Raw genomic sequence first — 23086 nt, 5'->3', positions numbered from 1 at the left:
TCAGTTTTCAAAGATCAAATTCGTAAATGGTGGGCCTGAGTGGACTTGAACCACCGACCTCACGCTTATCAGGCGTGCGCTCTGACCGACTGAGCTACAGGCCCATTTCGTATGGAGCGGGTGATGGGAATCGAACCCACGACATCAGCTTGGAAGGCTGAGGTTTTACCACTAAACTACACCCGCATGTTTATTAAGATTTCGATGGTCGGGAAGACAGGATTTGAACCTACGACCCCTTGGTCCCAAACCAAGTGCTCTACCAAACTGAGCTACTTCCCGGAGATGGCGCGCCCGAGAGGAGTCGAACCCCTAACCTTTTGATCCGTAGTCAAACGCTCTATCCAATTGAGCTACGGGCGCTCAATAAAGCGACAATAATTAATATAACACGTGCGTTTGACTATGTCAATAATTATTTTAATTTTTCAATGCGGTCGAGAGGACTTGAACCTCCACGGGATAAACTCCCACTAGGCCCTCAACCTAGCGCGTCTGCCATTCCGCCACGACCGCATATACTTATAGGTATTATAAAGGATTGAAAAACAAACAAATTATCGATGAGCCATGGAGGATTCGAACCTCCGACCCTCTGATTAAAAGTCAGATGCTCTGCCATCTGAGCTAATGGCTCTTAATAAAAATCATTTGGCATAACAAAAGTTATTAATATATTTGCGTAAAGGGAATGTTCTTCAAAACTTCTTAATGAGGTCTTTAGCAACACCCAAGCATAATGAAAGCTTAAGTGTTGCTAATGTCGTTGTCATATTATTAAGTGATGAAATCAATTATTAAATTCATAAAAATGGCTGGGCTAGCTGGATTCGAACCAGCGCATGACGGTACCAAAAACCGTTGCCTTACCGCTTGGCTATAGCCCAACATGGCGGTCCGGACGGGACTCGAACCCGCGACCTCCTGCGTGACAGGCAGGCATTCTAACCAACTGAACTACCGGACCTGACTTATTTAAAATGAAAATGACCCGTACGGGATTCGAACCCGTGTTACCGCCGTGAAAGGGCGGTGTCTTAACCACTTGACCAACGGGCCATAAATGGCGGAGAAGGAGGGATTTGAACCCTCGCGCCGCTTACGCGACCTACACCCTTAGCAGGGGCGCCTCTTCAGCCACTTGAGTACTTCTCCATATGGCTCCACAGGTAGGATTCGAACCTACGACCGATCGGTTAACAGCCGATTGCTCTACCACTGAGCTACTGTGGAATGTAATAAAAGCAATGTCTTATATTGACGACGTTAAATATATTACATGAGATCGCAATGAATGTCAATAGCTTTTTGAAATTTTTATTTTCAATGTATTTATGAACGCACCGCTTCGTTTCAGTGCTTATATAATTTATCATAGAACGCTTTTTAGCGTCAATAGAAAACAAAAAAATTATCTCCTTATGATAGATGAAGCATACAATAAGCCAGCTACTTATTATCAACCTTCTTAATTTTACCGTTGCATTTACCACATCTATAGCGTGACACATTCATTCGTTTCATCCGATGATATACCTGTCCACATTCCTTACATTGATATTGATGACGATACGTTTGCTGCTTAGAAGGAAGTGGTGTGCAATGCCTTGGCGCACCGATTTGTTTTAATAATTGTTTAAATTCTCGGTCACGATGTTGATAACCTTTGCCTGCTATATGTAAATGATAATGTACGAGTTCATGTTTAATAATGCCGATAAATTCTTCTTTCCCTAATTCTTTCATATATTTTGGGTTTAATTCAATGGTACGCTTATTAGGAATATATCTACCACCAGTTGTCCGCAAACGATGATTAAACATGACTTGATCGTAAAACGGCTTTTGAAAATATTGTATTGACAATTCATTCACTAATTCTTCTAATTCTGTTTGTGTTAATACTTGCATATTTCACACCTAACTTCACTTCATCATAAGCTAATAGAAACATTTTATCACATGTTAGGAGGGGTTCGATGCCGACATGGTTAATCAATCAACTGACAGATGCATATTTGAAAAAAGATATTTATCAAATCAAAGTTTTAAATCAATGTTGGTTTTTTTATCAATCTTTGTACAAGAGGACTCCTGCCTCTAAGAACAAGACAAATCGCATGCCATAAGAAGCAGGAGTATACTTATTTTATGAAATCATCGTTAACGCAATCCGTTGTTTTTGTTGATCCACTTGTTCTACCCATACGGTAACGACATCGCCTACTGAGACTAAGTCCATCGGGTGTTTCACAAATTGGTTCGACATTTTTGAAATATGAACTAATCCATCTTGTTTTACACCAATATCAACAAACACGCCAAAATCGACGACGTTTCGAACAGTCCCTTGCAATTCCATGCCTTCGGTTAGATCGTCCATGGATAGGACACTTTTCTTTAATAATGGTTTCGGAAGATCATCACGCGGATCGCGATTTGGTGACACTAGTGCCTTTACAATATCTTCTAATGTCGGGCGACCAATTTCTAATTGATCCGCCATTTTGTTTTGGTCAAGATTAGCTAAAGCATCTTTTAACTGGTCCGTTCCAAGATCATTTGGCGTAAAACCAATCTCTTGCAATAAATGTTTTGTCGCAGGATATGTCTCTGGGTGAATCGGTGTGCGATCAAGTGGTTGTTCTCCGTCCATCACTCGTAAGAAGCCAATACTTTGTTCAAATGTTTTATTGCCTAGTCGCGGTATACCTTTCAACGTCTCACGACTGGTAAATCTTCCATTTTCATCACGGTATTTCACAATATTATTGGCAACCGTTTTATTCAGGCCAGATACATATTGTAATAATGATGGTGAAGCTGTATTTACATCAACACCGACCTGATTAACTGCTGTTTCGACAACAAATGTTAGCGATTGATTGAGTTTCTTTTGCGACACATCATGTTGATATTGACCGACACCAATAGATTTTGGATCAATTTTCACTAATTCGGCCAATGGATCTTGAACTCTCCTTGCGATCGACACCGCACTTCTTTCTTCGACTTGCAGATCCGGGAATTCTTCTCTAGCTAGCTTTGACGCAGAGTATACACTCGCACCCGCCTCATTAACAATCATATATGATATATCGAGTTCATATTTTCCTATCGTATCCGCAATAAATTGTTCCGTTTCTCTTGAAGCTGTACCATTTCCAATCGCAACTAATTCAATCGGATACTTTTCTATATAGTCCATCACCGTTTTTTCTGCACCTTGTACATCATGTTTTGGTGCTGTTGGATAAATGACATTGATCGCTTGCACTTTTCCTGTATCATCAACAACCACTAGCTTACATCCAGTTCGGTACGCTGGATCAACACCTAGAACATATTTTCCTTTTAGCGGTGGTTGTAATAACAAATTCTTTAAATTCGTCGAAAAAATCGTAATCGCTTGTTCTTCAGCTTTTTCTGTTAGCGTATTACGGATTTCACGCTCAATCGAAGGTTGAATTAACCGCTTATAACTATCTTCAATGGTTTGGACAAGGAAATCGTGTTGTTTACCCGGAATGCCTTTTTGAAGCACTTGTCTCTTTAAATATGTATGTACTTGTTCTGTCGGTGGTTCAATCGATACCTTTAATACACCTTCTTTTTCTCCACGGTTTAAAGCAAGCACACGATGTGAGACGATCGCACGTACGGCCTCACTGTATTCATAATACATTTCATAGACTTGTTTTTCATCAATGTCTTGTTTTTTCGCTTTCGATTGAATCAAGCCTTTCTGATGTGTCATTTTCCGTATCTCTTCACGATACGACGGCTCATCAGCAATCCATCTGCGATAATATCTTGAACACCAGTTAGGACATCTTCTACAGTCGTTAATTCATGTTCTTCTGAAAAATAGGTTGAGGCTTGTTCTTCAATATCAGTATCTTGCCTCAAGTAGACTTGCTCAGCTAAAGGCTCTAATCCTTTTTCTTTAGCAATCGTTGCACGTGTTCGGCGCTTCTGTTTATAAGGCCGGTAAAGATCTTCTACACGTTGCAATTGTGTAGCTTGTTCTATATCGCGTTTTAACTCGTCCGTTAGTTTTCCTTGTTCATCAATTAGCCGTAATACCTCTTGCTTTCGCTCTGCTAATTGATTGGCATAATTCCATGCTTCTTGAATGTCGTTAATTTGAACTTCATCTAATGATCCCGTCTGTTCTTTACGATATCGCGCAATAAAAGGTACAGTATTTCCTTCTTCTAATAAGGCAATCACTCGTCGTATCGCCTGTTGGTTTAATTTCGTTTGATCTGCAACCCATTGATAAGAATTAGCTTTTGCTTCTATTTCCGACACAATCCTTCCTCCTTCATTTATCCTCTACATTTTACCAAAGTTCACCCAAAAGAAAAACCTCCTAACGATTACACTGTTAAGAGGTCGTATCATACTTCATCGCAATTAATGTCGTATCATCAGCTAATGCATTTTGATGAAAAGACGCAAAGGCATCCGTAATCTGATATACTTCTCGATGTAGAAAATATTTTTTAGCAATTTCTCGAGATGTGACTCCGTCAGAAAATAAAAGAAATATCATCCCTTCTTCAATGTCACCGGTTATCACTTTAAACGGACGATCAAATCCACTTAAGTATCCAGCTTGCGGAATGTTACGTTTTTTGACTGCATTTGCTGTTACCGTAACCAAGCCAATATTTCCAATTGATGAATAGGCATATTGCATAGTGTGTAAATCTAATTGCAAGATGCCTAAAACAACGCCCCGCTTTCCTGTCAGTTGTTGATTGCATTGTCGCATCAAAGTTTTTACCGAAGCATCAGGACTTGCTTTAATTGTATCAATCACCAATTGAGACGATTCCTTAGCAAATTCACCACTGCCTAATCCGTCTGCCAGCGCGCAAACAAAGTAATCGTCACTTTCTTCATAAAAGTAACTGTCGCCACAATAATAATTTCCTTTTTTTGCTTTTTGAAAGACAGAAACATCAATGTGTTGCATCAACGCATGGCCTCCATATTTTCTGCTTGCAAGGCTTCTCGTAACTTACGTAAAGCATGGCGTTGCAGGCGTGAAACATGCATTTGAGAAATCCCTAATAATTCACCGGTTTCTTTTTGACTCTTATTGTCAAAATACGTACACCTTATGATCTGTTGCTCACGATCATTAAGCAATGGAAGAATCTTTTCCAACACTAATTGCCTGTCCACTTGATCATAGCCTGCATCTTGATTACCGACAATATCTAAGATAGACACTTCACTACCCTCTGCATCTGCTTCGACTTTTCGATCAACAGATAGTGCATTATAACTTTGTGTCATTTCCATCGTTTCCAAGACTTCTTCTTCACTTACACCAAGGTGTTGCGCAATTTCTTGAATTTTTGGTGAGTGTTGTTGGTCAACGGTTAATTCTTCAATTGCTTTTTTTATTTTAGGACCCAGCTCTTTTACACGTCGTGGAACATGCACACTCCACGTTTTATCACGAATGAATCGCTTAATTTCACCAACTATTGTCGGAACAGCGAACGATTCAAAAGACTTCCCGACATCAGAGTCATACCGTCGTATAGCTGCCAAAAGACCGAGCATACCGACTTGAACTAAATCTTCATAGATCATCTGATCCTTCGCATATTTACGTGCTAACGACTTGACCAAGTTTTCATACGTTTTGACTATCTGTTCTTGTAAGTTTGTATCTTCGGGGTTTTGTTGAAATTCACGAATCCAAGTATACACACGATCGTCACTATTATTGTGTCGTTGAGATTTGGTCGTCATGGATATCCACCTCATTTTCATGGCGGTATTTAGTCATCAATACGATCACACCGTAATCATTTTTGATTTCGACTTTATCCATTAGCGCCTCAATTAGAAAGAGACCAAATCCCCCTTCGCGTAAATCGTCAACGGATTGATTGCTTTCATATGGACCGATTTCATCTTTAATTTCATTCAAATCAAAGCTTCCGCCTCGATCTGCTACCATGACTTCCAGTCGATCTGGGTATACACCGAAACCAACTGTCACATCCCCTTCTTCTTTATCATCATAAGCATGCGTCGTGGCATTGGAAATCGCTTCTGAAATCGCGACTTTAAGGTCTTCGATTTCTTCATAACTAAAGCCCATCCGATTTGCAATACCTGAAGTACTTAACCGAACAACACCTACGTATTCTGATTTCGCTGGAACTTTCATTTCAATGAAGTCAAAGGATTCCATTATTTATTCCCACCTTGTACTGTTGAGTCAATGTCGATCACACTATTGAGTCCCGTTATATCAAACAACCGCTTCACTCGATCTTGTAATGATACGAGTGTTAACTGACTATCATTTTCTTTGGTAGATTTTAATGCACTAATAAACACGCCTAATCCGGTACTATCCATGTAATTCACTTGCTCTAAATTTACAACAACCGTTTTCCCTGATTCTTGTGCTAATGGCAAGATCGCTTCTTTCAATTTCGGTGCAGTATATGCATCAACCTCGCCAGCTACGCTAACATAATAAGTAGATCCCTCTACCTGTTGATCTATATGTAAGTTCATACTCAACATGTAGAACCTCCTTCTTGTATTCATCCCCACACACCATTACCCATTTTCATTATTGATGAAACTTCTTTTTGAAAAAAATTAAAGTGAAGTCATCTCTGAGTTGAAAACCTTGCAAACGTTCAAAATAGCGATACACTTGCTCCACCGCTTCTTGTGCAGGTAGATGCATGTAATCTCGAATCACTTGCAATACCTCATCGGTTTCTATAAAACGATCACCAATTCGGCATTCGGTGACGCCATCGGTTAATAAAACGACGAGGTCTTGTTCAGCTAACGATAATTCAAATTGTGGGTAGGACGCGTTCTCATCAACGCCTAACACGATACCTTCCGTTTTTATTTCACAAAACTCATCTTGTTCTGCATGATAATAAAATCCTGGTTCGTGCCCAGCTGAAGAGAATGCCATCGTACTCGTTCTTGGATGGTATAACCCATAAAACATTGTAATGAACATGCCAGATTCGACGTTTCGTTGGACCACTCTATTCAAGTTTTCCAATATGGCACTCGGGTTCCGCTGGGTTTCTGGAAAACTGTCCATTGAATATTTAATCATTGACATCGCTAGAGCTGCTGGAATTCCTTTGCCAATCACATCAGCGATCGCCACACCCACATTACCGTTTTCGTCCGTGACAAAATGATAATAATCGCCATTCATTTTATTGGCAGGAACACTGACCGCACCAATATCTAAATCATCTACGTCTGGTTTCGTTGTTGACAATAAAGTCTGTTGCATATTTGCAGCAACAGAAATTTCCGATTCCAGTTCGCCTTGCTTTTCACGTAATGACTGAAATTCTTGATAAGCTAATCCATAAGAAATCATCGTTTCTAGTAAAAAATTCATCGACATATCAATTTCTTTCGGTATATCTGGACACAAATCTTTTAACGCTTGAATATGAATATTAATAATTTCTTCAGGTAAAATATTATGTTGCATCGATAATTTACTGAAAAGTTCCGCCTGATATAATGATGTCTCATCTTGATTGTTCATATAACGCTTAAGCAATTCGCGATAATTCTCTAAATCAAGCTTGAAGGGCTCCATTTGCATCCTCCTTACTACAACCTCTTCCCTAATCGAATGGTCATTATAATATTAACGTGACCACTTTACCGCGATCACCTCAGTCCCTTTACCTTCCTCTGAAATAATATCGAAAGAGTCCATCAAGCGTTTTACCCCAGGAAGTCCAGCACCTAAACCACCAGAGGTCGAAAAGCCATCTTCCATGACTTTAGATATATCTTTAATTCCTGGCCCCTCATCTTTAGCGATAATTTTTAGTCCCTTTTTATAATGATGAGGATCTTCAATTGCTTCAAAACAAATCGTGCCTGATTCGGTATACAAGTAAATATTACGTGCTAGTTCAGAAATGGCTGTTGCAATACGAGCTTGATCAACGGTACCAATATTTAATTCTTTTGACTTTTCGCGCCCCATATGTCTAGCTGCGACAATATCCCATTCTTGATTAATTGTTACACAGGATTGGCTCATAGCTACTCCTCCAATTCCTGGCGAAGTTTAACCAATCCTTGTTCGAGATCAAGTGCAGTAGGTACATTTTGCAAATGAATCCCTAGATCAATTAACGTCATCGCAACAGCTGGTTGGATTCCTGTTAGTACTACCTTTGCCCCCATTAAATCTGACATTGAGACAACATCACCTAATACTTTTGCAATAAAAGAGTCGATGATTTCAACAGATGTTAAATCAATGACCACACCAGTGGCTCCGCTTTGATGAATTTTATTTAGTAAGTCTTCTTGAAATTGAATCGCTGTTTGATCATCTAAGTCTACTTGAATCGATACCAATAAATAATGATGCAGCTTTAATATCGGTATTCTCATACAAGCACCTCCTTATTTTAACGAGTCCAGAATATTTGTTACTTCTTCTGCTTTCTCTTCTTCCGGTTTAATAATGTCACGATTTGTCATTTCTAAGGCTTTAATGAACCCTTTTCGCAATGAGCTTTTTGTCGGAAATTTGCTTAAATCGATGCCTAAATTGACAATGGTTTGCGCAATTTCTGGACGAATACCGACGAGAATGCAAGTAGCACCAATTAACCGAACGGCTTCAGCGGCTTGAATAATATGGTGAGCAACCATTGTATCAACGACCGGCACACCTGTAATATCAATTAATACGACTTCAGCATTATTTTTGATGACACCATCAAGCAAGTTTTCCATAATTAATTTCGCTCGTTCAGTGTCGATCGTACCTATTAAAGGCATAATCGTAATATTGTCCATCACTGGAATTAAAGGCGCCGATAATTCCTGTAATGCCATACGTTGTAATGACACAGTGTGTTCCCAGCTTCCCGAATACTCGTTGACTAACTGATTAATAATGGGCTCTACCCAATCATCAACTACGCGTAAGATTCTGGAGAAATGTTCTGTATCAACTTGTTCCGATTGACTTAAAATATAATCAATCGTGACTCTTCGAAAGATTTGTAACCCGTCTGTTATGTAGCTCAGTGGCCACCCTAAATGAATTAGTCGTTCCGAAAAATCATTTAACACTTCTGTGTCTTGTTGACGATTAATACTAGAAAAAATGACGTTAACAAACTCTCGATTTGTCGATTGAAATAAATCTTCAGAAATTGTCGACGTATAGTCTTTTTTTCTTCTTTCAGTAATTTCTTCAAGCCATTTCTTTGATATTTCGTCACTATTTTCGATGACAATTCGTCGTAACGTTTCTGGCATCTCGTTCCCTCCACACTTTCATCGTAATTTTGCATTCTTTTATATAATTTTACACGATTTTTTACGATTTGACGAATTTTTCATGACCCATGACAATCAGTCAAATACATAATAATACCGGCAAAAATAAAAGAAACTTGACTGTGATCAATAATTGTACATTGATCCAGTCAAGTTTATGGAAATTATTTCCTATCATGTGTAAAAATATCAGAAATCAGTTAATCCTAAACTAATTTCTAGCCCTTTGTCTATCTTTTCCATCATATTATGATCTAATTGTGTAATTTTATCTGTTAGTCGTTGTTTATCAATGGTGCGAATCTGCTCTAATAATATAACGGAATTACGCTCAAATCCGTACTTTTGCGCATCAATTTCCACGTGCGTGGGCAATTTTGCCTTCTGTATTTGTGCCGTTATTGCTGCAACAATGACTGTGGGGCTGAAGCGGTTCCCGATATCATTTTGCAATACCAGAACCGGTCGAACGCCCCCTTGTTCGGAGCCGACAACAGGAGAAAGATCGGCGAAATAGACGTCGCCTCTTTTTACAATCAAAACCTACACCCCACTCACTAAGCGCTCTAGGGTGTTTTCGGCCTCCTCTTCTGCTTGAAAAGCTTCGGATGCAATATTGAGATTAATATTTGCCATTTCCATATAGCCTTTTTGCATCGCCTCTTGAATATGGTGTTTTTTCTTTTCTTGCAAGTACGTTCTTGTCGCTTGGCAAATGAAATCACTTAAATTGCTATCTTCACTTCTCATCAAGCCGTCCACCTCATTTAATAGGTTTTTCGGTAATCTCACGGCAACTTCTTGTAAGTCTTCAGACAAAACCATACACCTCCACCAACATTGACAAGCCTAATGAATAATCCAATAACATCATATCATTCTCGAAGTAGCATTGCAAAGGGAATTCGAGCAATTTTTCTGATTTCTTTACCTATTATGGCAACTTTTTCGAAAAAAATAAGCATTTTTTAACCATTTACATAGATTCTAGGGACGCGTGAACTAATCATACAAGCCACTTCGTAATTAATGGTATCTAGCTTATCCGCCCATTCATCCATTTCAATCATCTCATTTTGCTGCTTACCAATTAATGTTACTTGATCTCCGACTTTTGCTGGATGAGACAGACGAACCATAAACTGATCCATGCAAATGCGTCCGACGATTTCACAACGTTCTCCATTGATTAATACATCCGCTCCTTGTAGCGCACGACAAATGCCATCTGCATAACCTAATGGCACGGTGCCAATCCACTCGTTCGTTTCAGCTTGATACGTAGCACCGTAGCTTATAGTTGATCCTTTTTCAACTTGTTTAACATGAATCAAGCGGCTGTGTAATGTCATTGCTGGCTTTACGTCAATCGGATGTTCGGTTTTCGTTACGGCAGAAGGATAAAGTCCATACATACTGATACCAAAACGAACGTAATCAATCATTTTGTCTGGATATCGCATACTTGCAGCGCTATTTCCTATATGCACAATGACTGGGTGCTCCCAATACTGTTGAAAGGCTTGCCATAAGGCTTCAAACTTTGCTAGTTGATTTTCAAAGTGAGAAGTTGTCTCTTCATCAGCTGTCGCAAAATGTGTAAAAATGCCTTCGACCTCTATCATTTTTTGTGCTTTTAATGACTGTGCCAAACGTAGTAATTCTTGTTCATCACGAACGCCAATCCGTCCCATTCCTGTATCCAGTTTTACATGCACTTTCAACGGTGACGGCAACGACTGTTGTTTCACCTGTTCCACCCACTCCTTTTGATAACAGGTGACTGTAATATCATAGGATGCTGCAAGTGAGGCATGCTCTGGACGAATCCAGCCCATGACAAGAATCGGAACATCGATACCAGCTTCTCTCAATCGAATCGCTTCGTCTAATATAGCAACCGCCAATCGGTCAGCGCCTGCTTGAATCGCTTGTTTTGCAATTTGAATATCTCCATGACCATAGCCGTCTGCTTTCACTACTGCATAAATATTTGTATGACGAGGTAATCGTTGTTGTAATTGTTGTATATTATAAGTTATATGCGCTAAATTGATTTCTACCCAAGAATCACGATAAAAATTTTCCATTGGCTGGTTGACTCCTTATTTTTGTTAATCCTTTTCGGTATTTTCTATTATAACCTAGCAAAAAATCATACACCAATACAACTTTTGCTCTAAATGATTTATGAGCGCATTTTTTCCACCTCGAACGTCGATTTTTTGCTTTCATTCCGCCCATGAAGACACTTTTTCTCAATTTATGTGGTTATTTCTGCCGTCATTAGATGTATGAAGGCACTTTTTCCTGAGTTTCATCACTTTTTCTGTCATCATACGCTTGATGAAGACACTTTTTGTTAGAGTTTGGACGATTTTCTACCTTCATCAACGTATGATCGATATACAAAATAAAAAGCAGACTTCAATAAAAGCCTGCTCGCTGATTTATTTGGATCCTTGAGTTGTCATGGAAGATGCTACATCAATCATTTCTTGTTTCGTTAATTGATCACTCGCTAAATAGTAATCGACGCCATCATATTGCCACTCCAGCGTATGACTACTTAACGCACCAACGGTAAAACCTAGATTTACAGGTTCGCCGTTTACGTTTTCTGGTGATTGTGCACTTGTTGTTACTGACGTAATCGTTTCCTGAATCACCGTAAAATTTTTCTCCCCTTCGTAAGATAGCATCACGCGCTGTCCATTTTCGATATCCATCTGATCTTCTTTCACTAGTTCTGCTCCTAACGTTTCTGTTGGGTAATATACCGTTAAATCAGATGGTAAATCTTCCTGAGCCATCACAGGTACGCCGAAAATGCTGCTTGTCATATTACTTTCTCGATTAAATGTATCGTCTGGTAAATCTACATCTGTGTCAAACGAGGAGAACTCGACATTCACCAATGTGTTTTTATCTTGATCCATCACTTTCACCCTCACTGGGGCATACGTTTTCTTATCGAAATAGATGGCTTGATAAGGGAGATTACTATTGCTTTCATAGCTTGTTTTTGTTTCAAATTCATAATAATTGTCTGTGGCCGTAAATGTGGCATCGGAATCATCGACAACATCTTGCACTAATGATTGAAATAAGTAAGGTTGGCTATTATTATTCGGCCACTCACTTTGAAACTTAAAGCTTTTATTTAAGGCTGGTGTTAACACAAACACCCCTTCTTCATTACGTAAAATAATTTGACTACCTTCCTCATCTTGTTCATTTTTTAATAACACACGATAAAAATTCTTTTTCTTATGAGCGACTTCGATTCGATACGACTGTTCTTCTTTTCCTGTTTGTAACGTCATCATGGCTTGGGCTTGATATGAGCTCATGTCTTCAGCCATCTTCTCAAGCTTTTGCACAACATCTTCTCTGGATTGCTGACCACATGCACTTAACAGAACAAACACAAATATACTACAAAACAGTAACGTATATTTTTTCATCGCGACACTCTCCTTTGTCTCAAATAAGAGGACAAAGGGAACTCGATTACGCGTTAGACAATCGTACGAAATGCAACCGACAATTCATCAATCACATCAGAAGCAAGTAAATCGGTCTCTGTATGTCGACCGGATGTAATGGACATATCAGCTGTTAATCCATGCAAGTAACAAGCATTTGCGATAGCTGGCAATCGTTCATTGTGTTGCATCATAAAGGCTAAAATCACGCCAGATAAAACGTCTCCACTGCCACCTTTTGCAAGACCAGGATTCCCTGTATCAGTCACGACTTGCTCTCCTCGAGGCGTCGTAATTATCGTGAATTTTCCTTTCAGCACAACATACACTTGATACTTTTGTGCAAATTGCTTCGTTATCGAAAAAGGGGCTTGTTTTATTTCAGCGATCGTTGTCTCAGTTAACATCGCCATTTCCCCCAAATGTGGCGTGATGACTAAAGGAGCAAGGCGTGCTCGTACAACTTCAAGATCGCTTTTTATATGGTATAATCCATCAGCATCTACAATCACTGGTCGATTGATTTCATTCACAATTCGTAGTGTCAGTTTTTGAGACTCGTCCGCTCTCCCCATCCCCATGCCAATCGCGATTGCGTCATAATGGTTAAGAGAACTCACCGAATCATCGATCAATATCCCTTGATCATCTCTCCATACGTGATACATTGCTTCGACACATTGATTGGCAACAACCGGAATATTGTCCTTGACAGTAGCCACAGTTAATAAACCGGCACCCGATCTTAATGCAGCACGTGCTGTTAACGCAACCGAACCTGGCATAGACAATTGACCACCGACCACTGCACCTTTTCCATGCGATCCTTTATGACTAAAGGATGTACGTTTCGGAAATGTGCGCTGAACGTCCATATGCTGCCAACGCATTTGTTTTTGGTCACTGAAAGCAGCAAGCGGTATACCAATCGATACAACTTCCCATTCACCATAATATGGAGCTAATCCTTCAACAAAAGCCGACTGTTTTGGCGCTTCAACAACAAATGTGTAATCTGCATTCACACTCATATCAACGACTTCATTTTCATTCGCAGGTAATCCACTTGGGATATCAACGGAAAAAACAACCGCTTCCGCTTCATTGATCACTTCAATCATACGACGAAGGGGCTCTCGAATCGTTCCGGTGATGCCAATGCCGAGCACTGCATCCACAACCACATCACTTGATGCACATTTCTCTTTTAATTGATCTAGTGTTTCCACCCGTTCAATCATACCACCAAACTGTTCATATACTTGTTTGTGGTAAAGAGCATCTCCTTTTATTTTCTGATCCGGGACTAACTGACAGGCATGATGCTGATATCCTTTTTCTTTTAAACATCTCGCAATGACAAAGCCATCACCACCATTGTTACCGCCTCCAATAACAATCGTGATATGTTGATCAAGAGATACACGCTCACTGATCTTCTCAGCCATGTGTCTACCAGCATTCTCCATTAACAGCTTACCATCATACCTCCTTCTTCCATGGCATATCGATCCATTTCGTACATTTCTTCCGCGGTTACGATGTACATCTTGTTCCCTCCTACCCGCAATAAAATAGTATGAGACAACCTTGCTTAATATGCAGAATCTCTTTCAATGATTACTTGAGCTACGGCATAATCATGACTGTGAGAAATAGAGACAAACACGCGCCCGCTTGCTATGACGGTTGTTTCAATAACTGGTTCACCACTATCTGCTGTTGTAATTTCAATATCTCGTAAACTTAATTTCTTTCCGATTCCAGTGCCCATCGCTTTTGAAAAAGCCTCTTTTGCTGCAAACCGACCAGAAACAAATTCAACTTTCCGTTTTTGATTCGTCAGTTGCTCGTATAATACTTTTTCATTTTCAGTAAACAATCTATCTAGAAATTTCGGTTGCTTTTCAATCATTTGTGAAACTCGTTCTAACTCAATAATATCTATTCCAATTCCTTGAATCATGTCTTTCACCTAATTTATCCGTTTTCTATCATTATATATGACTTGTCGAGATTTTTCGATTGTTTGTTACCGTGCTTATACGTAAATATGATATGATAAAAACAAAACACCGCATACAAAGGAGTTAACTATGTTTATTCGTACGGAAAGCTTTCGTGATTTTCTATATTTTTATCCTGTCGTCTCCGCCATTGTTGCGATTCAAATCGCAATATGGTTGATCGGATTTTTGATACCACCATTAGGCCTTGTCATTGATCAATTTGCTATCGGACAAAATTATGCCATCTCTCAAGGCGAGTATTGGCGCCTCGTTACACCTATTTTTCTTCATGGTGGCCTTGGGCATATCTTGTTTAACTCGTTTGCGATTGTTCTGTTTGCTCCTGCACTGGAACAAATGCTCGGCAAGCTGAAATTTCTGTTGGTTTATTTCTCGGCTGGCATCATTGCCAATTTATTCACTTTTTTCGTTGAGGGGCCAGGGTATTCACATGTGGGGGCTTCTGGTGCTATTTTCGGTATGTTTGGCTTGTATTTATTTATGGTCTTTTTCGAAAAACATTTGATCGATCAACAGAGTGCACAGATCGTTCTGATACTAACCGTTATCAGTTTAGTAATGACCTTTATTCGACCGCAAATTAATATTGCTGGTCATTTATTTGGCTTTATCGGTGGGTTTGCTTTAGGACCTTTATTATTAAATAACGTACAGCCTTTCTCTCCCTTACGTAACCGGAGACGTCCGCGACGATCAAGTGATGGCATCGGCTTTGATCCAAATCGTTGGAATAACAAAAGGTATCGCATCAAGCGCTATATCGCCCCCATTCTAATCGGTGCTATTATTGTATTTGCACTCATCGGTTTCTTAGCTAGCTTGATTCGGTAATAGCAATCAAAAAGACTGTCCCAAGGTCATGGATTATGACGAGGGAACAGTCTTTTTTGTGCGTCACTATGATTGACGTTGTTGTTTATTTTTCGGACGTTTGTTTTGGAAATTACGCTTACGACCACCGTTTTGTTTCCCTTTTCTACCGCCATACCCACGCTTTTTATCAAAACGTTTATTGTTATGAGGTTTATTTTTATTCGCTTGTTTCACACTGACCGGTTGAACCGACGTTAATGTAACAGGCGTTTGACGGCGTTCTTTGGTTAGCATTTTCATCGCTGCTGCAATCACTGTAACTGAGTCATATTCTTCAAGTAATTCCGAAGCAGTCTCTCGGTAATCTTGTAATTCTTGTTTCTCAATCGTTGATTTAATCTTCTGCACAGTCAGTTGCTGTTGACCACGTTTGGCTTCATCGAAACTAGGTGGTGTTAAGCGATGCATCTTGCCTTTCGTTACCTTCTCGATCAAATCACGGTGTGGCAATTCTCTCGGTGTAATGAAAGTGATCGCTTCACCAGTTTTTCCAGCTCTTCCCGTTCTTCCAATACGGTGGACATAACTTTCTGGATCTTGCGGCACATCGAAATTATATACGTGTGTGACACCAGAAATATCCAATCCTCGAGCGGCAACATCAGTCGCAACTAATATTTCAATGCGTCGGTATTTGAATTTCTTTAATACCGATGACCGTTTACCTTGCGTTAGATCGCCATGCGTCCCTTCTGCACGGAAGCCACGAGCTTGCAACCCTTCTGCTACCTCGTCCACTCGCTTCTTCGTTCGGCCAAATATAATCGCAAGTTCTGGCGCTTGCACATCTAACAAATTGGTTAACGTATCAAATTTTTGTTTTTCATTTACCTCAACAAAATATTGCTCGATATTTGAAACAGTCATCTCTTTTGCTTTTACTTTCACTTCTTCTGGCTGTTTCATTAACGTTGTAGCAATATCACGAATTTCCTTTGGCATCGTCGCAGAAAATAGCAATGTTTGTCTCTCTGACGGGATGGACTTTAATATATCTCGTATATCATCAATAAAGCCCATATTCAACATTTCATCCGCTTCATCAAGGACAGCAGTTGCTACATTTTCTACTTGAATCGTTTTACGTCGCAAATGATCGAGTAAACGCCCAGGTGTTGCTACAACAATATGAGGACCGTCTTTCAATGCACCAATTTGTCTACCCATATGTTGTCCGCCATACACCGGCAATGTCCGGATCCCTTTAAACTTCCCTAAACGATGCAATTCTTCGGATACTTGGATAGCTAGTTCACGCGTTGGTGCCACAACCAATCCTTGTATCTTTTTTGCTTTGGGATTGATTTTTTCAATCATTGGAATACCAAAGGCTGCAGTTTTTCCAGTACCGTTTGCGCTTGGCCGATCACGTCTTTTCCTTCCATCCCCAACGGAATGGTTTGCGCTTGAATCGGTGTCGCCTCTTCAAATCCCAGTTTTTCTAATGCTTGCATAATCGAACTTGAAATACTTAATTCTTTAAATGTTGTCACTATATTCTTCTACTCCTTTTTCTTTATCAATATCATCCATAATTTTTGGTTGATTTCATTCTCTACATCGTCATTCATGTACCTATATGAAGATTCAATATGAAAGAAGCCTTCCTCCACAGCTGGAAGAGGCTTCTTCATGACTACTTAATGGATTCATTCATCATAACACACTCTTCATGATAATTCTATAAAAATTTATCAGCTGATTCAAATATTCTCATTCACTTTTACGCCAATTCGCTTATTTATAAGTAGCGACATTGTTAGTTTTGCTCGATTTGTGGTATTGTTAGGTTACTAAAATACGTTCGACCGTGAATATTCTTAAATAGGTGATTGTATGCCAACAAAATCAATACTTCCGTATGTTATATTAACAATAGGCATTATGTCTGTATCAACGGCTGCCGTGCTCGTAAAACTGGCACCAGAAGTTCCCTCATCAATACTTGCACAATACCGATTACTTTTAGCATTTCTCATCATGTTACCTTATATCCTTTATAAGAAAAGAAATGAAATTTTAAAAATTCTCCCCGTTGATTGGGCACTAACTTGTTTATCAGGAGTTAGTTTGGCCCTCCATTATATCGTATGGTTTGAATCACTTCAGTATACTTCTGTTGCCAGCTCTGTTGTCATTGTAACATTACAACCGATTTTTGCATTTATTGGAACTTATTTATTTTTTAGAGAACGTTTCTCCAGTGCAACCGTCATCAGCATGCTTATTGCTATCTTCGGGAGCATCATCATTGCATGGGGAGATTTTCAAATAGCTGACGAAGCATTATACGGCGATTTTCTTGCTTTATTAAGCGCTTTATTTATTACGATCTACTTTTTGCTTGGCCAACAAGTGCGACGGAAAATGAGTGTTATGAGTTATACCTGTATTGCATATGGCGTCGGTGGATTGACGATCATCCTCTACAATGTAGTGAGAGGATTTGACTTTATCGGTTACTCAAGTGAAAACTGGCTCATCTTTTTGGCACTCGCTATGATTCCGACGATCTTTGGACTGAATCTGCTACACTTCGCTTTACGTTGGTTTAGCACGTCGGTGATATCGATGGCTATCGTGTTTGAACCAGTAGGCGCATCAATTCTAGCGTATATCATCCTTCAAGAAATGGTCACATGGTCACAATGGTTAGGTGGAACAATCATTATTTTCGGTTTGTTATTATTTATTGCCAGCACGCGACGAAAACGAAAGATGCAACTTTCACATCATTAATCGTTTGACCTCGCTAAAAATTGAAATACGGAACGAATCACAACCTCCCTATCTTCTCCGAGGCATATTAAGTGTCTAGAGTCATGAAAGTAAATGATTTCAGCATCCACTGGGATTTCTTTGTCCAAATAGTGAACCGTTTTATAAGGAACCATACCATCCTGCATCCCTTGCGCAATGAAGACAGGACAGTGAATCTGCTTTAAATAGGGTTTGGTTACCTTCATGCACTTTAAAAATTCACGAAGCGCTCGAACCGGAACCGAGCCATATTTTCCGATATAATGCTGATATAAGGCGTCATTCTTCAATTTTCTTGTAATGGCTTTTCGTGCAAATCCTAAAACATCTACACCGATTTGAGGGATGCTAATATATTTTCTAGAAGTTGATAAAAGAACAAGCTTGGCGCAAGAATATTTTGCGGCAAGATAACTAGCGATCATACCTCCCATAGAAAAGCCAATTAGATAAATTGAGGAATGCTCTTCCTTTAACTGAGCAAAAGACGTTTCTGCTGCTTCTATCCAATCTTGATAACGTACATTAGCCAGGTCCAGTTCCGTTCCATCTCCCAATCCATGGCCCGGTAACCGCAGGGAAACAACGGTCCATTCTGTCTTTTCTTGTATATGTAACGCCAATGGTTCAACTTCATATGGTCCACCCGTAAACCCATGAATCATGAGACAAGCAGTCATCGTTGCGCCTCCTTCATCATTCATGGTATGTATTCAAAAGGAAAAAAGCAAACAATTAACACCAAAAAACACGATCGAACGAAAACTGAGAATAACATCTCCAAAAAGACGCCAAACCACTCAACAAGAGAGGGTTTGGCTTTTTCATGAGACATTAGGCTTGAAACTTCTTAATCCAAGAGCCTACGTTTTTAATAATCGGATTCACTTGATGATAAGTGTTCGCCATTTGATTCACTGTTTGAAATACCTTGTCGACATCTAATTCACCATTTTGATTTTGAAACATCCCCATCACAGAATGTTTTGGTTTTCCAGATGTGGGTGGAAATTGATTCGACATTTCTTGATAAGGCGGTGGCATAACTGGTTTCTGAAAGTATTGGTATGGTGTCATCGGCTGATTCGGTGCCATAGGGTATTGTTGTTGATAAGGAAAAGAACCGAAGAAAGGATCTTGGGTCGATGGAAAGCGATGATCCTCATTTTCCATATTCATCCCTCCTGTAAGCATACGATCTTTCCCTTATCTTATGCGTATTTATGAAATATGTGCTAAACCGAGAATGTCTCTTAATCTTTGCTTTTGAAACCCGAGTATCTTTTGTTTTCCCACAACCACAGCAGGAGTGACATATATATTATATGTTTGTAGCTCTTGCAAATAATCACGAGATGCTGAAACATCCTTTTTCTGATACGGAACTTGTTGGTCATCAAGAAATTCTAGCAATTGACGAGATTCATGGTCATGGTTAATATAAACAAGCACTTGAGGTTGTTTCATGCTGCTTCCCCCTTATTGTTCATGTTTACTACTCATGTTTCCCATCTATCTTTACGTCAAAACATCTTCTCATGATTCAGAGAACGTATCAGCATATGTCCCCAATTTTTTCAGTAACGGAATCATTTGTTCTTTCTCGTGATCATCCAACCCAGCTGTTATGGCTTCAATTTGCCTCCAATGTTCTGGAAAAATTTGATTCAAAAGTGCCTCTCCGTCATTTGTGATTGAGGCATATGTAATCCGACGATCATTGGGGCAAGGCGTACGTTTGACATACCCTTTCTTTTCTAACTTATCGACAACATACGTAATGCTTCCACTTGCTAATAAAATTTTATCTCCAATTTTTTGTAACGGTTGTTCCCCACGATGATATAAAAGTTCCATCACACCAAAGTCCGTCGTATTCAAACCATGATTTCGAATGTCTAACGCAACCTGATCTGCTACCGCTCGATAAGCTTTCGATAATACGACAAATAACTTTAATGACGGATCCTGTCTCCTCTGTAAATATAATTCTTTTCCTTCTGCCATTCTAGTATCCTCCACTTCTCTCTCTATGATCAATCATCGATTAAGAAATACTTTTAAGAAATTTATTCCATTCTTTTTTATATTGTAACATGATCCCTAAAACAATCACGAAAAATAGTGAAAAAAGAGGCAGTGCGATGCTGCATGCCATAACTATATATATACCTATCACGATCAAGTTTTGTTGCCATGGTTTCTTCCACCATTTATGATGAAAGCGATAAATGTGTTCATTAATCGTGAGTTGTAACAAATAATACAATGAAGATATATATAATATGAACTGAATAAACATGAAAATAGAAGTTGTCTGTAATACGATAAATGCAACCAAAAGTAATATACAATAAATTACGGCTAGTCTAATGGTCCAATCTAGGAAAGATCGTTTTATCATTTGGATTCTCCAAGGTAGACTGTGAATCATCTTTTCGTGTAGACCTTCATAAAAATAACTGCCAATAATTTTCGTAAACATAAACATTGTCAGTGATATAGCCAATCCGAATTCCCATTGGCCTAATGAACCGAGTATAAAAAGAACTAGAACTATCGACCCTATTAATTGCAATAATTGACCTTTCGCCTTTAATAATGTCCGTTTCCATATCCGCCGAAATACTACCCTTTCATTTTTATATGGAAAAGGTTGGCGATCTTTTTCTGTACGAAAAATTTGCGAGAAAATTCCTTGGCGTTGCGTGCTTTCAATCTCAACATCTGACATTTTCTCTATGAAAAACATCCGCCATACTCTTACATCATTAGCATCGATGACTTTCATCCAATCCACTTGTTGAAAACGTTTCATCCACAAAAACAGATTGACAAATAATAGACAACCGACGACGATTACCAACCAAATGGTATCATCCAAAATCAATGAAACGAAACGCCATATAATCATCATAAAAACGATGAACAAGTACCATTGCATTTTTTGTCTGCCAGCTAATTGGAACAGATGCCACTGCGGAAGAATTAATAAACTGCTCGCTACAAATAACGTCAAAAACCAAGTGAAGAGTAACTCTCGATCAAATGGAAATATCACACTGATGAATAGAAACATCACCAAGTAAAAGCAGGCTCTTTTTGCCCATTCAGCCACATAGAATATCCTCCAAATCTTTTTCATGGAAAAGGGGAGTGAGGTTAATTTCCACTCAGCACTTGTTATTACGATTTGTGGATGCTGAAAAGATAACGCAAGCATCTTCCCTATTAGACCGATCACTACTAACGGAAACCATTGATCAATTCTTTCACCATAAGAAATAAAGAGTGATTCCATGTTCTTTAATTCATCATAAGCGATAAAGAGAAGAAAAAATGCGAAAAATGCAATGTAAATCGCAATCGTCCAATCAAATGCAACGCCAAATGCTAATTTATATAGTTTTTGTTTCTTTTGTATTCGATGCTTTTGAAGAAACTGAAGAATGCTCCATGTCGAATTCATTCCTCAGACCTCCTGGATAGAAAACGGAAATCCTCCATTTTACCAGCATCTTCAATTTTTCCGTTATGTAACATAATGAACTCATCTGCTAAATCTTGTATACGATCCAATTGATGAGAAGTTAATAATATTGTCGTATGATGACTTACTTTCTCTCGTAATAGCTGTTGCAAATGACTCGCGGCATAGACATCCAATCCCATAAACGGTTCGTCTATTAAAAGAAGTGGGATGTCCGGCAGTAGCGCACAAATCATTTGGACTTTTTGTCGCATCCCTTTGGACAATGATTCAGGATACTCATTCAGTTTGTCATCAATTTCAAATTGACTCGCCAATTCGTGCACCTTTTCATTGAATGAACTTTCTTTCATCTGATAACTCTGCCCATATAATTGAAAGTGTTGCATAGCCGTTAGTTCCGATAACAAAAATGGTTCTTCGGGTATATAAGAAAGCTGCTGTTTAAAGGAAAGAAATGATGTATCCTGGTTATATGAAGCAAGTTTAATCGATCCTTCGTTCTTTTCAATCAACCCCATAATCGTTTTCATAAGTGTTGACTTTCCAGCCCCATTATGACCGATTAAAGCGTAGATTTTTCCATGATCTAGATTGACGTTCACCTGGTTTAGAATCGTTTCATGTAACATGTTGACCGTTACATTTTCAATATGTAATAAAGACAACTACGGCAACCTCCTTTCCTATATATACGTAACAAACGACAAATAGGTTTCTTATCTTCTTACACCACAGTCTCTTTTTCATGCTCATTAGTTATGAAATTGATGAACATGTAGAAATCAGAATGCGCCATTTCCCATCAAGAAACACACCTTCTTTTAATGCAAACCATTGGCATTCGATCGGCTGTTTGATGCGTATATTTATATTCGATGCAAACGGCTGTCACTTAACACATTATTTGACGGATATATTCATATTCAATGCGAACGCACATTTACAATGACTCTGTTTGACTCATATATTCATTTTCCATGCAAACAGCCAATGCCATTTTATCTGTTTGACGCAAATACTTCTTCCTATGCATGTGATGAACAATCGCTAGGGGTACCTATAAAAACCAAAAAAAGAGGCAATATGGCATTGCCTCT

Annotated in this window: 24 protein-coding genes, 11 tRNA genes and 2 pseudogenes; 3 read left to right on the top strand and 34 right to left on the bottom strand. The window is 39.0% G+C overall.

From position 1 onward, the window contains the following. Positions 1–27 precede the first annotated feature (27 nt). The 12 genes from J416_RS10665 to J416_RS10610 form a co-directional block, all read right to left on the bottom strand. Positions 28–104, bottom strand: a tRNA-Ile gene (locus J416_RS10665). Between the two features lie 8 nt (positions 105–112). Further along, positions 113–186, bottom strand: a tRNA-Gly gene (locus J416_RS10660). 19 nt (positions 187–205) lie between these two features. Next, a tRNA-Pro gene (locus J416_RS10655) sits at positions 206–282 on the bottom strand. Positions 283–286: 4 nt separating this feature from the next. Then, positions 287–363, bottom strand: a tRNA-Arg gene (locus tag J416_RS10650). Positions 364–432: 69 nt separating this feature from the next. Beyond that, positions 433–516: transfer RNA gene (locus J416_RS10645), tRNA-Leu, on the bottom strand. A 48-nt stretch (positions 517–564) separates the two neighbouring features. Further along, a tRNA-Lys gene (locus tag J416_RS10640) sits at positions 565–637 on the bottom strand. 175 nt (positions 638–812) lie between these two features. Continuing rightward, positions 813–887 (bottom strand) — tRNA-Gln (locus tag J416_RS10635). A gap of 3 nt (positions 888–890) precedes the next feature. Then, a tRNA-Asp gene (locus J416_RS10630) sits at positions 891–967 on the bottom strand. Between the two features lie 20 nt (positions 968–987). Then, a tRNA-Glu gene (locus J416_RS10625) sits at positions 988–1059 on the bottom strand. Positions 1060–1064: 5 nt separating this feature from the next. Then, positions 1065–1155 (bottom strand) — tRNA-Ser (locus J416_RS10620). A gap of 3 nt (positions 1156–1158) precedes the next feature. Continuing rightward, a tRNA-Asn gene (locus J416_RS10615) sits at positions 1159–1233 on the bottom strand. 216 nt (positions 1234–1449) lie between these two features. Next, positions 1450–1911, bottom strand: coding sequence for a SprT family protein (locus tag J416_RS10610; RefSeq protein WP_003470867.1), 462 nt, complete (start codon positions 1909–1911; stop codon positions 1450–1452). A 68-nt stretch (positions 1912–1979) separates the two neighbouring features. Between J416_RS10610 and cmpA the strand changes: the two genes are divergently transcribed. Beyond that, a complete protein-coding gene (gene cmpA / locus J416_RS15445; protein ID WP_003470866.1) occupies positions 1980–2129 on the top strand; it encodes a cortex morphogenetic protein CmpA in 150 nt (49 codons plus the stop codon). Positions 2130–2149: 20 nt separating this feature from the next. Here cmpA and J416_RS10605 read toward each other — a convergent pair. The 15 genes and pseudogenes from J416_RS10605 to acpS all read right to left on the bottom strand — a co-directional run bounded on the left by J416_RS10605 (position 2150) and on the right by acpS (position 14799). Next, positions 2150–4314: pseudogene (locus J416_RS10605) on the bottom strand (Tex family protein). A 76-nt stretch (positions 4315–4390) separates the two neighbouring features. Next, complete coding sequence (locus J416_RS10600) at positions 4391–4984, bottom strand: SpoIIE family protein phosphatase (RefSeq protein WP_003470865.1); 594 nt, start codon at positions 4982–4984, stop codon at positions 4391–4393. Continuing rightward, positions 4984–5775, bottom strand: coding sequence for an RNA polymerase sigma factor SigB (sigB, locus tag J416_RS10595; protein WP_003470861.1), 792 nt, complete (start codon positions 5773–5775; stop codon positions 4984–4986). Before sigB ends, J416_RS10600 begins: the two co-directional genes overlap by 1 nt. Beyond that, positions 5747–6223 carry an anti-sigma B factor RsbW gene (gene rsbW, locus J416_RS10590; protein WP_003470858.1) on the bottom strand — a complete coding sequence of 159 codons (477 nt, stop codon included), beginning with the start codon at positions 6221–6223 and terminating at the stop codon, positions 5747–5749. The genes sigB and rsbW overlap by 29 nt, the downstream gene beginning before the upstream one ends. Then, positions 6223–6555: an anti-sigma factor antagonist gene (locus tag J416_RS10585; protein ID WP_040513401.1), complete on the bottom strand. Its 333-nt coding sequence runs from the start codon at positions 6553–6555 to the stop codon at positions 6223–6225. Before J416_RS10585 ends, rsbW begins: the two co-directional genes overlap by 1 nt. Before the next feature lie 58 nt (positions 6556–6613). After that, entirely contained in the window at positions 6614–7630 is a 1017-nt protein-coding gene (locus tag J416_RS10580) for a PP2C family protein-serine/threonine phosphatase (protein WP_003470852.1), read from the bottom strand. A 51-nt stretch (positions 7631–7681) separates the two neighbouring features. After that, a complete protein-coding gene (locus J416_RS10575) occupies positions 7682–8086 on the bottom strand; it encodes an anti-sigma regulatory factor (RefSeq protein ID WP_003470849.1) in 405 nt (134 codons plus the stop codon). A gap of 2 nt (positions 8087–8088) precedes the next feature. Then, entirely contained in the window at positions 8089–8445 is a 357-nt protein-coding gene (locus J416_RS10570; RefSeq protein WP_003470847.1) for an STAS domain-containing protein, read from the bottom strand. A gap of 12 nt (positions 8446–8457) precedes the next feature. Next, positions 8458–9324, bottom strand: coding sequence for an RsbT co-antagonist protein RsbRA (locus J416_RS10565; protein WP_003470846.1), 867 nt, complete (start codon positions 9322–9324; stop codon positions 8458–8460). 210 nt (positions 9325–9534) lie between these two features. Next, the gene (locus tag J416_RS10560) at positions 9535–9885 is read right to left on the bottom strand and encodes a type II toxin-antitoxin system PemK/MazF family toxin (protein WP_003470845.1); all 351 of its coding nucleotides are present in this window, start codon (positions 9883–9885) and stop codon (positions 9535–9537) included. A 3-nt stretch (positions 9886–9888) separates the two neighbouring features. Then, positions 9889–10170 carry a CopG family ribbon-helix-helix protein gene (locus tag J416_RS10555; RefSeq protein ID WP_003470844.1) on the bottom strand — a complete coding sequence of 94 codons (282 nt, stop codon included), beginning with the start codon at positions 10168–10170 and terminating at the stop codon, positions 9889–9891. 143 nt (positions 10171–10313) lie between these two features. Then, positions 10314–11435, bottom strand: coding sequence for an alanine racemase (gene alr, locus J416_RS10550; RefSeq protein ID WP_003470843.1), 1122 nt, complete (start codon positions 11433–11435; stop codon positions 10314–10316). A 360-nt stretch (positions 11436–11795) separates the two neighbouring features. Then, the gene (locus J416_RS10545) at positions 11796–12812 is read right to left on the bottom strand and encodes a LolA family protein (protein ID WP_003470842.1); all 1017 of its coding nucleotides are present in this window, start codon (positions 12810–12812) and stop codon (positions 11796–11798) included. A 53-nt stretch (positions 12813–12865) separates the two neighbouring features. Next, on the bottom strand, positions 12866–14281 hold the full coding sequence (locus J416_RS10540) for an NAD(P)H-hydrate dehydratase (RefSeq protein WP_240407273.1): 1416 nt from the start codon (positions 14279–14281) through the stop codon (positions 12866–12868). Between the two features lie 146 nt (positions 14282–14427). Continuing rightward, entirely contained in the window at positions 14428–14799 is a 372-nt protein-coding gene (gene acpS / locus J416_RS10535) for a holo-ACP synthase (RefSeq protein WP_003470840.1), read from the bottom strand. Positions 14800–14929: 130 nt separating this feature from the next. Here acpS and J416_RS10530 point away from each other — a divergent pair, with 130 nt between their 5' ends. Next, positions 14930–15694, top strand: a complete 765-nt coding sequence (locus J416_RS10530) for a rhomboid family intramembrane serine protease (RefSeq protein WP_003470839.1) — start codon at positions 14930–14932, stop codon at positions 15692–15694. A gap of 66 nt (positions 15695–15760) precedes the next feature. On the opposite strand, the pseudogene cshA reads toward J416_RS10530, so the two are convergent. Further along, positions 15761–17229, bottom strand: a pseudogene (cshA, locus tag J416_RS10525) (degradosome RNA helicase CshA). Positions 17230–17572: 343 nt separating this feature from the next. Here cshA and J416_RS10520 point away from each other — a divergent pair. Next, on the top strand, positions 17573–18475 hold the full coding sequence (locus J416_RS10520) for a DMT family transporter (protein WP_003470838.1): 903 nt from the start codon (positions 17573–17575) through the stop codon (positions 18473–18475). Here the strand turns inward: J416_RS10520 and J416_RS10515 are convergent. The 6 genes from J416_RS10515 to J416_RS10490 form a co-directional block, all read right to left on the bottom strand. Next, complete coding sequence (locus tag J416_RS10515) at positions 18472–19176, bottom strand: alpha/beta hydrolase (protein WP_003470837.1); 705 nt, start codon at positions 19174–19176, stop codon at positions 18472–18474. The two genes, J416_RS10520 and J416_RS10515, sit on opposite strands and share 4 nt — an antisense overlap. Positions 19177–19330: 154 nt before the next feature. Then, positions 19331–19669, bottom strand: coding sequence for a YppG family protein (locus tag J416_RS10510; protein ID WP_003470836.1), 339 nt, complete (start codon positions 19667–19669; stop codon positions 19331–19333). 48 nt (positions 19670–19717) lie between these two features. Continuing rightward, the gene (locus tag J416_RS10505) at positions 19718–19963 is read right to left on the bottom strand and encodes a thioredoxin domain-containing protein (protein ID WP_003470835.1); all 246 of its coding nucleotides are present in this window, start codon (positions 19961–19963) and stop codon (positions 19718–19720) included. A 69-nt stretch (positions 19964–20032) separates the two neighbouring features. Then, a complete protein-coding gene (locus J416_RS10500; RefSeq protein ID WP_003470832.1) occupies positions 20033–20503 on the bottom strand; it encodes a MarR family winged helix-turn-helix transcriptional regulator in 471 nt (156 codons plus the stop codon). A 40-nt stretch (positions 20504–20543) separates the two neighbouring features. After that, positions 20544–21965, bottom strand: coding sequence for an ABC transporter permease family protein (locus J416_RS10495; protein ID WP_003470828.1), 1422 nt, complete (start codon positions 21963–21965; stop codon positions 20544–20546). Next, complete coding sequence (locus tag J416_RS10490; RefSeq protein WP_003470820.1) at positions 21962–22654, bottom strand: ATP-binding cassette domain-containing protein; 693 nt, start codon at positions 22652–22654, stop codon at positions 21962–21964. Before J416_RS10490 ends, J416_RS10495 begins: the two co-directional genes overlap by 4 nt. Positions 22655–23086: the final 432 nt, after the last annotated feature.

Source organism: Gracilibacillus halophilus YIM-C55.5 (genome assembly GCF_000359605.1).
GTDB lineage: Bacteria > Bacillota > Bacilli > Bacillales > Amphibacillaceae > Gracilibacillus > Gracilibacillus halophilus.
The sequence above is the reverse complement of the archived record's forward strand: the minus strand, read 5'-3'. Positions and strand labels throughout refer to the sequence as shown.

Bases quoted from the DNA above. Each gene is read 5' to 3' on its own strand.
- J416_RS10610 (WP_003470867.1), bottom strand. From the start codon at position 1,911: ATGCAAGTATTAACACAAACAGAATTAGAAGAATTAGTGAATGAATTG.
- cmpA (WP_003470866.1), top strand. From the start codon at position 1,980: ATGCCGACATGGTTAATCAATCAACTGACAGATGCATATTTGAAAAAA.
- J416_RS10600 (WP_003470865.1), bottom strand. From the start codon at position 4,984: ATGCAACACATTGATGTTTCTGTCTTTCAAAAAGCAAAAAAAGGAAAT.
- sigB (WP_003470861.1), bottom strand. From the start codon at position 5,775: ATGACGACCAAATCTCAACGACACAATAATAGTGACGATCGTGTGTAT.
- rsbW (WP_003470858.1), bottom strand. From the start codon at position 6,223: ATGGAATCCTTTGACTTCATTGAAATGAAAGTTCCAGCGAAATCAGAA.
- J416_RS10585 (WP_040513401.1), bottom strand. From the start codon at position 6,555: ATGAACTTACATATAGATCAACAGGTAGAGGGATCTACTTATTATGTT.
- J416_RS10580 (WP_003470852.1), bottom strand. From the start codon at position 7,630: ATGGAGCCCTTCAAGCTTGATTTAGAGAATTATCGCGAATTGCTTAAG.
- J416_RS10575 (WP_003470849.1), bottom strand. From the start codon at position 8,086: ATGAGCCAATCCTGTGTAACAATTAATCAAGAATGGGATATTGTCGCA.
- J416_RS10570 (WP_003470847.1), bottom strand. From the start codon at position 8,445: ATGAGAATACCGATATTAAAGCTGCATCATTATTTATTGGTATCGATT.
- J416_RS10565 (WP_003470846.1), bottom strand. From the start codon at position 9,324: ATGCCAGAAACGTTACGACGAATTGTCATCGAAAATAGTGACGAAATA.
- J416_RS10555 (WP_003470844.1), bottom strand. From the start codon at position 10,170: ATGGTTTTGTCTGAAGACTTACAAGAAGTTGCCGTGAGATTACCGAAA.
- alr (WP_003470843.1), bottom strand. From the start codon at position 11,435: ATGGAAAATTTTTATCGTGATTCTTGGGTAGAAATCAATTTAGCGCAT.
- J416_RS10545 (WP_003470842.1), bottom strand. From the start codon at position 12,812: ATGAAAAAATATACGTTACTGTTTTGTAGTATATTTGTGTTTGTTCTG.
- J416_RS10540 (WP_240407273.1), bottom strand. From the start codon at position 14,281: ATGGCTGAGAAGATCAGTGAGCGTGTATCTCTTGATCAACATATCACG.
- acpS (WP_003470840.1), bottom strand. From the start codon at position 14,799: ATGATTCAAGGAATTGGAATAGATATTATTGAGTTAGAACGAGTTTCA.
- J416_RS10530 (WP_003470839.1), top strand. From the start codon at position 14,930: ATGTTTATTCGTACGGAAAGCTTTCGTGATTTTCTATATTTTTATCCT.
- J416_RS10520 (WP_003470838.1), top strand. From the start codon at position 17,573: ATGCCAACAAAATCAATACTTCCGTATGTTATATTAACAATAGGCATT.
- J416_RS10515 (WP_003470837.1), bottom strand. From the start codon at position 19,176: ATGACTGCTTGTCTCATGATTCATGGGTTTACGGGTGGACCATATGAA.
- J416_RS10510 (WP_003470836.1), bottom strand. From the start codon at position 19,669: ATGGAAAATGAGGATCATCGCTTTCCATCGACCCAAGATCCTTTCTTC.
- J416_RS10505 (WP_003470835.1), bottom strand. From the start codon at position 19,963: ATGAAACAACCTCAAGTGCTTGTTTATATTAACCATGACCATGAATCT.
- J416_RS10500 (WP_003470832.1), bottom strand. From the start codon at position 20,503: ATGGCAGAAGGAAAAGAATTATATTTACAGAGGAGACAGGATCCGTCA.
- J416_RS10495 (WP_003470828.1), bottom strand. From the start codon at position 21,965: ATGAATTCGACATGGAGCATTCTTCAGTTTCTTCAAAAGCATCGAATA.